The sequence below is a fragment of the Alteromonas sp. Cnat2-8 genome (genome assembly GCF_022348355.1).
Taxonomy (GTDB): Bacteria; Pseudomonadota; Gammaproteobacteria; order Enterobacterales; family Alteromonadaceae; genus Alteromonas; species Alteromonas macleodii.
This window is the reverse complement of the sequence record NZ_JAKREX010000006.1, coordinates 194048-208672: the sequence shown is the minus strand read 5'-3', so window position 1 is coordinate 208672 and position 14625 is coordinate 194048. Positions and strand designations below refer to the sequence as shown.

Annotated in this window: 9 protein-coding genes; 4 read left to right on the top strand and 5 right to left on the bottom strand. The window is 44.9% G+C overall.

The window, feature by feature from the left end:
• Positions 1–11 precede the first annotated feature (11 nt).
• From MHN00_RS16805 to MHN00_RS16790, 4 genes are all read right to left on the bottom strand, one after another.
• A complete protein-coding gene (locus MHN00_RS16805; protein WP_239301872.1) occupies positions 12–4055 on the bottom strand; it encodes an ExeM/NucH family extracellular endonuclease in 4044 nt (1347 codons plus the stop codon).
• A gap of 337 nt (positions 4056–4392) precedes the next feature.
• Positions 4393–7041: a M1 family metallopeptidase gene (locus tag MHN00_RS16800; protein WP_239301871.1), complete on the bottom strand. Its 2649-nt coding sequence runs from the start codon at positions 7039–7041 to the stop codon at positions 4393–4395.
• Between the two features lie 226 nt (positions 7042–7267).
• On the bottom strand, positions 7268–9187 hold the full coding sequence (locus MHN00_RS16795; protein WP_014979626.1) for a Cache 3/Cache 2 fusion domain-containing protein: 1920 nt from the start codon (positions 9185–9187) through the stop codon (positions 7268–7270).
• A gap of 205 nt (positions 9188–9392) precedes the next feature.
• The gene (locus MHN00_RS16790; protein ID WP_239301870.1) at positions 9393–9644 is read right to left on the bottom strand and encodes a hypothetical protein; all 252 of its coding nucleotides are present in this window, start codon (positions 9642–9644) and stop codon (positions 9393–9395) included.
• Positions 9645–9807: 163 nt separating this feature from the next.
• Between MHN00_RS16790 and MHN00_RS16785 the strand changes: the two genes are divergently transcribed.
• Entirely contained in the window at positions 9808–10212 is a 405-nt protein-coding gene (locus MHN00_RS16785; protein ID WP_014949893.1) for a phosphate ABC transporter substrate-binding protein, read from the top strand.
• A 110-nt stretch (positions 10213–10322) separates the two neighbouring features.
• On the opposite strand, the gene MHN00_RS16780 is transcribed toward MHN00_RS16785, so the two are convergent.
• The gene (locus tag MHN00_RS16780) at positions 10323–11231 is read right to left on the bottom strand and encodes a LysR family transcriptional regulator (RefSeq protein WP_014949894.1); all 909 of its coding nucleotides are present in this window, start codon (positions 11229–11231) and stop codon (positions 10323–10325) included.
• A gap of 108 nt (positions 11232–11339) precedes the next feature.
• Between MHN00_RS16780 and MHN00_RS16775 the strand changes: the two genes are divergently transcribed.
• The 3 genes from MHN00_RS16775 to MHN00_RS16765 all read left to right on the top strand — a co-directional run bounded on the left by MHN00_RS16775 (position 11340) and on the right by MHN00_RS16765 (position 14547).
• Positions 11340–12206, top strand: a complete 867-nt coding sequence (locus MHN00_RS16775; protein ID WP_039225307.1) for a type 1 glutamine amidotransferase domain-containing protein — start codon at positions 11340–11342, stop codon at positions 12204–12206.
• A gap of 14 nt (positions 12207–12220) precedes the next feature.
• Complete coding sequence (locus tag MHN00_RS16770; protein WP_239301869.1) at positions 12221–13375, top strand: iron-containing alcohol dehydrogenase; 1155 nt, start codon at positions 12221–12223, stop codon at positions 13373–13375.
• Between the two features lie 65 nt (positions 13376–13440).
• Complete coding sequence (locus tag MHN00_RS16765; protein WP_239301868.1) at positions 13441–14547, top strand: NADH:flavin oxidoreductase/NADH oxidase; 1107 nt, start codon at positions 13441–13443, stop codon at positions 14545–14547.
• The last annotated feature ends 78 nt before the right edge of the window (positions 14548–14625 follow it).

The following is a 14625-nucleotide window of genomic DNA, read 5'->3' as shown; positions in this document are numbered from 1 at the left end:
TTTCTTTCCAACTACTGAACTGCACATGCGGTACGTGTACACATAGACATTAACGCGTATAAATCGTAGATATTTAATCTGCCGTCATTGTTAAAGTCGTGCTCTTCAACCGTCGCTTGACGTTGCAGAAGCAAGGTGTAGAACGCCACAATATCGGTGTTGTCTATGTCACTATCGCCATCAAAATCACCAATTACTGGCTCCGGCTCACTCGTTTCAGGGAAATCCAGCACAACAATTACTGGATCGTGATCTGACGAACGATAAGCATCAGCTCCGTAATAGCTAGAAAGCTGTGTTTCTGACTTATATTCAACGTTGTAGTCGAAGACACGAGGCTCATCAGCATTGATATGCCAAACCGTTGCGTCTGCCACATACTCAGTCAAAGTTGAGCTTGATAGCGCGTGATCTAAGTAACCTATTTCGCCGCCGAAGCTATAAGAATAAGCACTTTCGCCGTGGAAGAGGTTCACCAAGTTGCTGTAACCGGCGTCTTCGAGAGCAAGAATTGGATCTTCTTTCGCATAAGCATTTAGGTCACCCATTACGATAACTCGGTCAGACAAACCTTCACTGTTTTGCACAAGCGCTGTCAGCCCTAACGCAGCTTGGGTACGTAGCTCGTTCCAGCAGCCTTGTCCATCACCCAAATCAGCATCATTACCTGTTGCACTGCCACAGCTTCCTTTTGATTTGAAATGATTTACCGCGAGCGTAAACGCTTCGCTGTTACTATTTACGCTAAAGGTTTGTAACAGCGGCTGGCGGTTACCGTAGTCAAAAGGAGCTTCAGAGGAAGTAACCGCTGCGCCTTGTGGTGTAACCGTTGCAGGCTTATAAATAATACCTACCGCAATTTCATCACCACCAAGTAATGATTCAAGTGCTACATAGCTATACACGTCACTACCAAGTTCAGCATTTACGCTATTTACAAGAGAAGCAATGGCAGAATCACTCCCGTATCCATCGTTTTCGATTTCTACTAAGCCAAGTACATCTGCGTCCATCGCAACGATGGCTGCTACTGTCTTCGCTTGCTGGCGGGCAAATTCATCTTCTGAGTCTGCACCACGAGAGGTAGGGAAGTTCGGACCATTAAAGTAGTTAAGCACGTTAAAGCTAGCCACTTTGACATCGCCTTGTAAGTCTAACTGGGGCACATCTGTTCTTGGGTTTGTGCGTACAGTTTGAAGAGCGCCAACTGGAATTAAGTTATAAGCACCAAATGCGTAGTGCATTACACCTTCTAGGCCTTCTACACTGTCGCCTAAACGCAGAGGATTCGCATGAGATAAACCTCCAACTGGGAAAGGAATATCGTCAGCATTTTGTGCGCTTGAGCCATCATCAACCAACAATGTGTTGCGTGCATTCGCTTCAGCCAAGGCAATGGCTTCACTTGAACCCGCGGCATATTGGTTTGTAGGAATCATCAGGCGGCCTGATGACACGTTGAATTGCCCATATCGGCCAAGATTGTAAACGTCTGTCACGTTCAAAGTTTGCTGGAATTGAACCTGCATACCTTCAAGTGACTCTAGGTTAACGCTCTCGTCAAATGGCATTTCAATGCTTGTCGTTAGTATATCACCACCCGCACCTAGCGTTTCAGCATTGGCGCTTAGTACAATTTCTGTAATGCCATTGTATTCAGCCACTGCACCGCTAACACGCACAGCATCACCAACAGATGGGTATTCAGTGAAGGTTGTCGAGTAGGCAAATACACCTTCAGACGTCGCAGCATTACCATCAGAGTCGGCGGCTTCTTCTTGAATAAAGAATCCGTTCATTTCCGGCACAACTTTAGTCACTACTGCCTCAACAACAACGTCATTGCCTGTAAGTGGCGAGGTATCGCCTTCGCCTTGGATAGCGCTAATTAAGACTACTTCACCAACTGGGTCAGTTGGGTCGGTCGGGTCAGTTGGGTCGGTCGGGTCAGTTGGATCCGTAGGCTCGCTAACAGATCCATTGTGCAAACCAAAATTGTTAAGCGTATCTTTTGGTAGGCTATCCCATTCTTCAAGGGTAAACGCTGGGTTGCGGTTAGGATTGCCTGCAGTTACTGAACTCTTGCGTACCAAAGTAACGTCTTTACCCCAGTTAGTTTTAACGCCGTACGTACCTAGAGCATCAACAACCTGACCGTTAGCGACGAGCTCTATGTAGTCATCGCCATTGAAATTAATCACGAAGCTGCTAATCGTTGAGCCGGCAGTTAACAGTGCATCTGCACTTCCGTGAGCGAATGTTGCTACGCCACCTGCTGGGATTGTGCCTTCAAGTGCTAACACCTTACGGTCAGCATCTGCGGTCTCACCATTGGAGAGTAAAACTAACTCATAACCCGCTAGACTTACCGGTTGTGTCGAGCTATTGAAAAGCTCTATACCTTTATTGAAACCGCCACCTTCGATGTACTCTGAAATGTAAATACTGCTGGTAGAAGGTGTTGTGTCACCGCCGGTATCACCACCTGTGTCGCCGCCGGTATCACCACCCGTGTCACCGCCAGTATCGCCACCCGTGTCACCGCCAGTATCACCACCTGTACCATCACAACTCTCGTTGAAGATAAGTGAAGCAAGTTCAGGTTTGTCAATAAACGGATTTCGGTTTCCTTGGAATTCATAAACGCGCTCGTTACGACGACGTTCGAAATCATCCACTGGATCACTTTCATGCCATTGAAGCAATACGCAAAGCTTACCAAACGCGGCTTCGCTAGTAGAGGTAAGGCGATTTACTAACACTAAGTCGTCTTCGGTATCACCCGCTGTATTGCCATCGTAACGCACGTCCATGTATAGCATTGAGCGTGCTACATCACCTTTTACTGCGTCACGAGGCTCAAAAGAGTCACCATCAACTCGGTTTAACGGAGCTTCAGAAAGCGTGCTATCACTAAAATCAAAATCTAAGTTGCCGCGTGAGCTATTTACAGAAATATCGGTAGGACGCAGGTGCAGAATATCGCTGTATGCCGTTAGGCTTGAGCTAGGAAAACCATGGCTCTTAGCCCAAACATGTTCGCGATTCCAATTGTCTGGGTTGGTGCTTTGACTACCGCTACCGTTGGTAAACTTGCCTTGTGATATGCCTTTGTAGAACAAGATAACGTTATCGGTGTTAGCAGGATCTTCATCAGTGTAAGTGAGTGCTGTCCACACTTCTGAGTAAGAAAGCGTACGATGACCATTTTCAATGATGTTATGCGCCGTGTCTTTTAACGTTTGCGCACTTTCACCGTTTGCAATAGCTGTGTCGAGAGCTGCGTAATAGTCAGATGCAACAAAGTCGCTGGCTAGGTTAACTGCTTCCAAATCAGGGCAGTTAAAACAAGTACCACTTAAGAAAAGAAGTTCATTTGAAGGTTCACCGCCGTCGTCAGGGTTACCGCCAGTATCCCCACCATCGGTAGTTCCATTTCCACTTACTGAAATACTGTCTAAATTGAGATATTCGGTACCCGAGTTGTTAGCCATGGCTACTTTCAGTTCTAAAGTGCTTCCGCTACCTATCGTTTCGGTCAGTGTTGCAGAACCAAAGTCTTCCTGTACCGTATTCGTTGCCCCTTCTGAAAGCGTAATAAGCTCGAATGCGCCACCATCTAATGAGTAAAATACATCGATGTAGTCTGTCGACTCAAAATTTCCACTTTGAGAAAGCACGGCATTTATGGTGATATCACCGGCACCAGATATATCGATAGACTCGCTCAACCAGACTACTTCACCGTCAGTATCACGTGCTTGCATTGCGCCGCTTTCAACACGGAACCAGTCTGAAGTGGCACTTAGCTCACTCGCTGACACGTCTACTGACCAACGATCAACACCTTCAAGATCAACAATTGCTCCCGCTGGGTCTGAGCCAGTTGCGCCCTTGCCTTGCAGTTCATTTGCTTCGAAGTCCTCTTGCCATACTGTATCTGCAGAGGCATTAATAGAAACAACGCCTAACGACAATGCGCCCGCCAACAACGCGTTGACTACTTTAGCTGATTTCCTCAGCTTATACTTTTGTGTGTTACCCTCATGAATCATTTTGCTTTCCGCTTTTTTGTATAAGGAAGGTATAAATTCTTATACATACGTATATACAGCAAGCACTTAATAAAAATAATAATATAAACGTCACAAACGTTAAAAATCAGAAACTTAGACGTTTAAAATAAACTTACTTATTGATTAACTCTGCTGAACTTTGGTACAGGGAAAGTTAATTTGTCACAATGCGTAAATGTTTCAGCTTTGAAATATTTCAGTGACTCGCCGTGGTGCATGTTACAGTTTTATGCACAAAAAAAGAGCGCCTTGTGGGCGCTCTTTCAATCATAACTTTAGGACAAAAAGCGCTGGGAAAACGCCTTTTCGTTGTTGCCTATAACTGCTCGTTTAAGAAGGCGTTAAAGTCTGCCTGAAACGCAGATTTCAGCCGCATACACTGTTGAGACTCGTCCTGCATAATTTCGACACCGCGTGCCATTCCTTGATAAGTCTCGCTAATTGGCGCGTAGAACGCATTGGCCATTTCTAAGTTTTCAGCCGAACAGGTTGTTGAAACAAATTCCGGCATTCTGCTTACATGGTAATCAGGCATTTTTGCTAGTAGCGCGTCTTTATTCTTACTAAGCCACTCGTACAATAGCGTATGATCGTCTAAGTTACGTGCTACTCTCACCACCATATACATGGTATTTGCAGGCGTAATATCATCGGTAAGCGCTAAATCTAACATTTTAAAGACGGTCGCTTTGTCTTCAAAGTACATCGAATACACCAGCGTGCTTTTCACATTTGGCAACTGTGCTTTTTTAAATGCCTCTACAATTGTATTAAACCATGTACCCTGCTCGCCTTGTTCACTATTTCGCGTAGCAATTTCAATTGCTGTACCGGCAATACCGGAAGGAACACTGCTAGTATCTGCAAGGTACTGTTTCGCTATTTTAACGCTTTGTTCAACAAGTTGCTCATTGTTCGAATGAGTACCCAGTAAGCTGTATAGCTGGTTACGCAGGCGAATGACATCTGCGTTATCCTGCTCACTTTGAGACAAGGTTAGCTTGTTTAACAAAGGCATATAATTTTGATTTAGAAGCTTTGCATATGCGGCTTTATTGTCTTCATTTACTAAATAACTAAACTCAGCTAACACCCCAACAGCCGCACGAATGACCGCAGGGTCATCATCTTTTGCCAAGCTATTAAGCACCTTCATCACGCTGTCTACACCTACTTGATCTGCGTTTAACAGCGCCTGGTAGTTGTATAGCACATTTTTCTTTTCACGCTTATTTAGCGCGTCAATGTTATTTAGCAGTGCGTTTAGCTGAGCTGGTTCAATTGACCAACGGAAGTAACCTGTTGCATTGTCATTAGGGTATACCCAGTCTGCTTCAGCAAGCTGAGGTAAAACTGTGGTTTCTTTATCAATAAAAACTACTTCGTTTAGTATTTTTCCGTTTGATTGATAAGTCAGCTTTAATGGAACTGCCCATGTCTTATCTTCCACGGTCGCGCCTGCAAGGTGAAAACGGGACTGGGTTAATTTGCCATCTTTTGAAATATGAATAAGTGGGTAGCCCGGCTGTTCCAAGTAGGCTTTCATCATGGCGCTTAAGTTGAAATCGGACACTTCATCGAGGGCGCGCCACAAATCGTCTGCTACGGTATTACCCCAAGCATGGGTATTCATGTAGTTTTGAACGCCTTCACGAAACTTTTCTGTACCAATTAGCGATTCAATCATTTGTAAAATTGATTCACCTTTTGAGTAGTTCAAGCCCAACCCATCCATCACATCTGGCTGACTTTTCACTACCTTTTTAACAGGTTTCACCGTGGGACTAGCATCTGCACCAAATGCTCCCTCTTGCACTATGCGATCGGCGTAGTTCAACTCTGGATACAAGGTTTTCATGGTATGACTTGCAGCCCAAGACGCAAACGCTTCGTTCAGCCATAGGTCATCCCACCACGCCATTGTTACCAAGTTGCCAAACCATTGGTGAGCAAGTTCATGCGCAATAACATTTAGCGGTCGTGAACGCTCTGTGACGCTTGGGCTATCTTCTAGCAGTAACAAACTATCGCGATAGGTAATTAAACCTACGTTTTCCATTGCACCGTGGGTAAAGTTGGGTACGGCAACAAAATCCATTTTTTTATAGGGGTACTTGATACCAAAAAAATCTTCTAGCGAGGCTAGGATTTCTGGGATGTGTTTGATAACAAATTTGGTTTTATCGGCATACCCTTTTGGAACGTATATTTTTCCTGGCACCGACAGCCCAGAAATTTCAGCACTATCAAAGGGCCCTACGGTATAGGCAATAAGATAAGTCGGCATGGGCTTAGTTTTTTCAAACACTACGGTTTTAATCCCGTTTTCCACTGTCACCTTTTCAACAGGTGTATTACCCACAATTTCCTGATGTTCAGGAGAACTGATGGTCATTTGATAAGGAATTTTGAAGTTTGGCTCATCAAAACTTGGAAACGCTTTTCGCGCATGCATATCTTCAAACTGGGTAAATATATAGTTGGTCTCTTCAAAACGTGACAGATACATGCCATCTGAAGACGTGTTCACTTTCCCTTCAAACGTAATCTCTAACGTATACTTCCCAGGCGCAATCTCATCTTGCGATTCGCCCCAATTGATGTCGTATTCTCCAATCGTAACATTTAGAGGAAAGCTGCTGCTTCCAGACACTAAACGCGCAGAAGTCACGGTCAAATCTTGCTGATAAAAGCCCACTTTCTTAGTTGGGGTTTTAACCGTTACATCAATATTCGTTTTTCCAGAATATGTAGGGTTATCAGGGTCTATATTTAAGTGAATACGTTGAAAAGTGGGAGCGATCGTTGACGGTAAGCGATATTCAACATCAGCAAGTGTCTTTTTCGCGGGTGATACGATTGCAGATGCAGTTTGCGCTTCTTGCGCCACTACTGCCGTTGTCGATAGCGATGTGAATGCAAAAACACTCGCAACCACACCAGCTAGTGTAGATAGTTGTTTCATTATGGTTTATCCATGTAATGGGAAAATCCCTATATTCATCCATGGGTAAGAATAAATATCAAAAAGGGCCTTAGCAATCTAAAGCCCTTTTGGCATTGGTTCAAATTGTTACTATTCATGTCAACCGCAAGAATTGTGCATTTCAGCGTACATTGACTCTGGCGATTTATCTTGTTTCTGGTTCGCTGCCTGCTGACAGCCAAGTCGATTGAATAAGCCAGCAACTCTAGAAATGGTATCGTCGCAACTGCATTTGCATTTGCTTAACTTGCTGAACTAAGGCTTCACAGTTATCTACCACTTCTTTTGCATAGGTAGTATTGGCATTGCCCACCTGTTGAATACTGCTTACCCCTTTATTCACATCGTTAGCAACTTCTGTTTGCCCTTCAGCCATTGTGGCAGCGTCTCGGTTTAACGTTGTGATGCGTGCAACAGCGTCAAGCGCCTGCTTTAACGAATCGCCAGCATGTTTTGTGGTGTCCACGGTTTTATAGGCGGTTTCTTTATTTTGCTGCATTTTCTCAGAAGCCACGCGGCTACCTTGCTGAAGGCGTTCAATCATATTGCGAATTTCTTCCGTGGAAGACTGCGTTCTGCTTGCTAGCGAGCGGACTTCGTCAGCGACAACGGCAAAGCCACGTCCCTGCTCACCAGCGCGAGCCGCTTCAATAGCTGCATTAAGCGCAAGTAGATTCGTTTGCTCTGCGATATTCCTGATAACTTCCATTACACCGCTAATTTCTTCACTTGCCTGAGCCAACTCAGTGATAACCTGTACTGACGCGTCCACATCGCTTGCCTGAGACTGGATGTCTTTAATGGTTTGCGCCAGAACGCTTACGCTGTTTCGCGTATCTTGATCGGCAGCGTGTGCCGCTTCACTTGAACTGCGAATGGTTGACGACACCGTTTGTGCATTCTGCTGCATTAATGAAATGGCGTTATTAATTGACTCCGTTTCTCGGCTAAGTTGTGAAACGGTATCTTTGGATTGCAACGCTGTTGCATTTAACCTTTCTGACTTTGCTAGCATGTGGTCGGTGGCTTCGTCCACACTCTGCAACGTGTCTTGTAACTGGCTAAGAAGCCCATTAAACGCTCTTGCCATGGTGCCAAACTCGTCGCTTCTTGATGCCTGAAAACGGAACGTTAAATCTCCCTCACCAGAAGACAAGTTGTTTACTACCCCAATGAATTCTTCAAGTGGCTTGCCAACAATATACTTAACGAGCAACCAAATGGTGATCAAAATTCCCACGCTCGCCAATACGATTTTAAGTACAACAACCAACACAGAGCTTCGAACCATAGCCGATTTTTCTGACGTCGACGCCACTAATATAATATCGTACCCCCAAGGCGAAAACGGTACCACTTCTACAACCCAGTCATCATTAGGTTGAAGGGCGTCGGCCACCTGCCGATCATTCACATGTGCGGAATGCATGCGAATGTTACCTTTTGCATCACGAAGGGCAACAAAGCCTTCTTTTAGCACGTGACTTTGCTTAATGGCTTGCTCTAAGACGTTAAGGTCGGCTGAGTATCCCACATACCAGATGCCCACAACGTCACCACTGCTGTTAAACATTGGCTCGTAACCTGTTAAATAAGGGCTACCCAAAATATCAACCGCACCGTAATACGCTTCCTGCTGATTAATCTTTTTGATCGCCTTGCCATCAGGGGCCAACTTAGTGCCAATCGCCCTCTCGCCATTTTTAATGACATTGGTACTCACGCGAATATAGTCGTCTCCTGTTTTACTAAAAAGCGTGGCTGTGCCTCCCATTACGCTTGTCAGGTTATCGACCAAATCGAATGTGTTGGCTTGCTCCGCATTGCCCAACCTTAGCTGCCGAGCCTGCGTATTTTTAACGGTAACAATATCGGTTTGATTGGGTTCACCGATTGCCTCACCTCGTTGTTTAAGCAACGCCATACTGCTTTTGACGCGTTCAAGCATGATAGAGTCAGTCACAGTAAGAATATTCACTAAACGATCGGCGGTGTTCTTCTTTTGCTCTTGAACAAGGGTTGAAACATTTGAGGAAGTGGTGATAACCGTTGCCACAGCAACAATTAAAGCGAACAAAGCGATAACAGCAGAAATAGAAAATAGAAACTTTCTTTGAATGGACATTTATCATCTCAATATGTAGACGTTTAATACAAAGCCATTCCGTTGCGCTTTCTAACCTCGGCCTTAAATTTTTTACCAAAAAGCACAACGGCTTGAGGCAGCATTCCCTTTATATTAATTTAGGCAAAAATTACGTAAGAGCAAATTATCCAAACGTTTATATTTTAAAAAAGTTGTCCAATTAACAACCGATTATCAGTCTGTGCTACTTCATGGTCACCTTTGTGCCAACAATTTTCAGTGCAGGTGCACCTCGAATTAAGGCATTCCTTGCAAACTGTCCGTTACAAGAAGGACATATTCCTTCTTCATGAGTAAAGTCTTCAACTATTCTCTCTTTAAAGCATTTAACCAACGCGCCTTTGCCGCCTTTTCGATATTTAAATAGCTGGAACTTGCACTTGGAGCAATAAATTTGCACGGTTCTGACCGGCCCTTTTGCATTAGGTTTTGCCATAATTTCTCTTTATGTGTTTTAGGATCCTTCAAATTTCACCTTTTGTCGAAATGCGACAAATTGTAAATCTCGGTTATACTTTCGTGAGGGCGCGTCGCCCTTGGGTACAAACCACTAGCATGCTTGCCTCGATGTTAGCGAGTTAAGAACGAAGGTAATATCAATGAAGATAGTTGCAGCCCTGTGCTTTTTAATGTCTGCGCCGATTTATGCCGGTACAGCCGTGATAATAAATGCCAATAACAATTCTGGGATCGATATCGATACCGTCAAGAAAATATATTTGGGGAAAGTAAAAGCATTTCCCGATGGAAGTCGCGCAATTCCCCTTACCTTCGAACAAGGTAATAATATCAGAGACGCTTTTAATAATAATGTGCTTGGAAAATCTGAATCACAATACTCTGCATTCTGGTCGAAGCTTGTGTTTACTGGCAGAGGCACACCACCTGAAATGATAGCAACTGAGGATGAGATGTTAAATCTTGTCGCGACCAACCCCAATACCATAGGTTTTGTGGATGAAGGTAAAGTTGATGGCACGGTAAAAGTTGTCGGTACATTTTAGGGCCTGCTGTTGTTTAATATTCAGCAAAGACCAACAAGCCCTGGTTATTTAAACTAGGAACAATTGGCGACGCCTTGTCTAAATGCGTCGCCCTTTTTAGGCGTCTAGCTTCAATCAGGAAGTGTCGAAAGATAGTTAATGTTTGCAAAAGCCATTATGACATCTTTGGCGAAGTCGACCCTAGGATGACGAAGCGCTCCCTTTTTCCACACTAAATAAACATCATTTTCTGGGCCTGGCTTGCCCAGCGCGACCAATTCGCCTTTTGCAATACCTTCTTTACATAAGTAGTCAGGCAAAACGGAATAACCAATTCCCGCTTTGATAATACTACTTATTGCTCTTATATCGGGGCAAACAGCCGCGACAGGCGACTCACACGCGGCATTAAATACCTCCGAAAAGTATCGCCGAACAAGCGGTAACTGTTCATCATACGTCACTACTTTATGTTGGTTTAGTAGCGCTGCCGATATTTCTCTTTCTCCCAGCAACTTTCCCTGCACACGGTTCATCACTAAGATTAAGCGCTCTTTATCTAACTTCTGATATTCATACATCGCATCAGTGGGCTCAGAGGCCGTAATGGCAAGTTCCGCTACATCGTTCTCCAACAAATGATAAATATTACTTTTGTTGCCGGTATGGATCACTAAATTCACTTTATCGGCCTGAAGCAAGTTAGCGAGTGCCGGACCTGCCACCAGACTGAGATACTCCGCAGGGCCTGCTAGGTGTAACGTGCCGTGATCGGTGGAAGCACGACTGCGAATAGAAGCCACTTTCTGCTCTAACGTATCAATGTGACTGGCGACCTGCAGCGCCAAGTCATCAGCGATAGCAGTTGGCTCAACGCCTCTCGCTTTTCTTATGAACAACTCTTTACCGACAATATTCTCCATGGCTTGTATGTGAGAAGTGACCGCTGGCTGAGACATATGAAGGCGAGCTGCAGCACGTGTAATGTTGCCGCTTCGATAAACTTCTACAAAGGTTTTTAACTGTGTTAAGTAAGACATAATCCCTACCCATCAGATTTTTGATGACTCGTCACAATTTATCTGACTTCTCGATGTAAGCCAACCTCTCTAAGATACACGCACTTTCTAATGCGACAGGAGCTGCACATGAAATCAGCATCATCAATTTTATCGCTCGCCATTATTGCGGGTTTATCACAGTCGGCCTATGCGGCAGACGTTAAAGCTGCGAATGCCAGTAAAGGCGAAATACTTGTACTACTTTCAAGTGAAAATGTAATGCAACTTGCAGATGGCAAAACAGAGCCTACAGGCTATTACCTTAACGAGTTTGGTGTGCCGGCAAAAGCATTGGTAGACGCAGGCTACAAACTGGTATTGGCCACGCCAAAAGGCAATGCGCCTTCTGTAGATAAAAAGTCAGTAATACCGCAATACTTTGATGGCGGCGAATCGCAAATGCGAGACATTCAAACGTTTGTAGCGTCAATAGAAGGCATTGATGACACGCTGTCATTGAGCGAAGTGATTGGACAAGGGCTAGAAGAGTTTGAAGGCGTATTCATTCCAGGCGGTCATGCACCGCTTATCGACCTGGCAAACAATCCTCAAGTGGGTGAAATTTTGTCTCACTTTCACAGTGAAGGAAAACCTACTGCCGCTATCTGTCATGGCCCAATCGCCTTACTTTCTGGGCAATCTAACCCGCAGGCATTTGAACTGGCATTGAAATCCGGTGAGCAAGCCTCATCTGAGAGTTGGATTTATGATGGCTACAAAATGACAATCTTCTCCACACCGGAAGAGGCCTATTTTGAAAGCACGTTAAACGACGCAACGTTATTGTACTACCCAGCAGACGCCATGGCGCAAGCGGGTGGCAAGATGGAATTCAAAGAAATGTGGGCGCCCAATGTAGTAGTAGACCGTGAGCTTATTACAGGCCAAAACCCGTTTTCTGATGAACTGTTAGCTGAAAAGCTTTTACAACAGTTAAATTCACAATCTAATTAAGGACAGGCAACACTATGCTTAATTTTACGTTTAAGAATCAAACCGAAATTTTGTTCGGCAAAGGGCAACTAAGTGAAGTGTCTTCACGTTTGCCGAAACAAGCAAGAGTCCTCTTCCTCTACGGTGGCGGCTCAATTAAGAAAAATGGTATTTACGATAAAGTAACGACTGCACTAGCAGGTGCTGAAGTTATTGAATTTCAGGGTGTTGAACCAAACCCAGAATTTGAAACACTGATGAAAGCTGTAAATGTCGCCCGTGAAAATGACGTGAACTTCATTCTTGCGGTTGGCGGTGGAAGTGTTATTGATGGCGCGAAATTTGTAGCTGCTGCCGTTAACTTTGCAGGCGATCCGTGGGACATACTTGTTAAAGGTGCAGCATTTGAAAATCCATTACCTATTGGCGCAGTACTTACTTTACCTGCGACAGGGTCTGAGAGTAACGGTAACTCGGTAGTAAACAGAAAAGAAACGTCGCAAAAACGCGCGTTTTCTTCTGAAACAGTTCAGCCTGTTTTTGCCGTACTCGATCCTGAGTTCACCTATTCACTACCACCACGTCAAGTATCGAACGGCGTGGTTGATGCTTTTGTTCACGTGATTGAGCAATACCTTACCTACCCTGTAAACGCACCGCTTCAAGACCGCTTTGCAGAAGGAATTTTACAAACCTTAGTTCAAGAAGGTCCTAAAGCGTTAGCGACGCCTGAAGATTACGATGTGCGTGCAAACGTAATGTGGTCAGCAACAATGGCGCTTAACGGATTAATCGGTAAAGGTGTACCGCAAGACTGGGGCACACATATGATAGGTCACGAACTTACTGCGTTACACGGTTTAGATCACGCCGTGACCTTAGCAATTGTTCTACCGTCGTTAATGTTCGTGCAGCGTGACAAAAAGCAGGAAAAAATTCTGCAGCTAGGTGAGCGCGTGTTTGGCATTCAGGAAAATGACAAAGAAAAGGCCATCGACTTAACCATAAAAGCGGTTCAGGACTTTTTTGAAACTATGCAGGTTAAAACCCGCCTGTCAGACCACAACATTGAAAAGTCTGCCATTGATGGGCTAATCGAAAACCTTGAACGCAACGGCTTAACAGCGCTTGGCGAGCATGGTGACATCGATCTTGCTAAAGCCCGTGAAATTCTAACTCTTGCGGCATAACCCCTAGATTTTAAAGCACTCAGCCTTCGCTGAGTGCTTTTGTGTTTATTTAAAAAGAGAGAAATATGACTGCATTATTTGAACAATTTTCGTTAAAAGACGTGACGCTTCGCAATCGTATTGCTGTGCCTCCTATGTGCCAATACTCTGCAGAAGATGGGTTTACAAATCAGTGGCATGAAGCAAACTACCAGTCATTTGCCCGAGGCGGTGCTGGATTGGTTATCGTTGAGGCAACCGCCGTCTCGCCAGAAGGACGCATCACGCCAAATTGCTTAGGTATTTGGAAAGATGAACACGTTAGTGGCTTAAAAAGTGTTGCTGATCGGATAAAAAGCCAAGGCGCTGTTGCTGGAATTCAAATTGCACATGCCGGGCGCAAAGCGAGTGCTAACCGCCCTTGGGAAGGTGATGACCACATTCAGCCAAGTGAAGAAAAAGGGTGGCAGCCTATTGGACCTTCGGCAGAAGCCTTTGGGGCACACTTACCTGTTACGCCTACAGAAATGACCAAAGCCGATATTGAGCGCGTTAAGAGTGACTTTGTGAAAGGTGCCCAGCGCGCGCTTGAAGCTGGATTCGAGTGGCTTGAACTGCATTTTGCCCACGGTTATTTGGCTCAAAGCTTTTTCTCGAAGCACGCCAATAAGCGTACCGACGAATACGGCGGTGATGCGCAAGGCCGTGGTCGATTCTTACTTGAAACACTGAGCGCAGTGCGCGCGGTTTGGCCTGAAAACCTACCGCTTACCGTACGCTTTGGCGTTATCGAATACGATGGTGATGACGAACAGACGTTGAGCGAGTCTATTGAACTTGTAAAACAGTTCAAAGAAATTGGTACTGATTTCGTTAGCGTTAGCGTTGGCTTTAACACACCTGATGCGAATATTCCTTGGGGCCCGGCTTTCCTTGCTCCAATTGCTAAAAAGGTACGTGATGAAGCCGGGATCCCGGTTGCTACAGCGTGGGGAGTAGACACACCAGAGCTCGCCAATGATACCATTGAAAACCAACAACTTGACGTTGTTATGGTAGGTAGAATGCATCTTACTAACCCACACTGGTCTTATTTTGCAGCGAAAAAGCTAGGCGTTGAAAAACCATCTTGGGTAATGCCTGCACCATATGCACACTGGTTGGAGCGTTACGCACCATCAGACGAAAGGTAGTTATTGACTTTACAGGCAGCAGTGTTTTCGAGCACTGCTGTGTTTTTCCTCGTCTTTTGCCAATAACGTATAACGTTG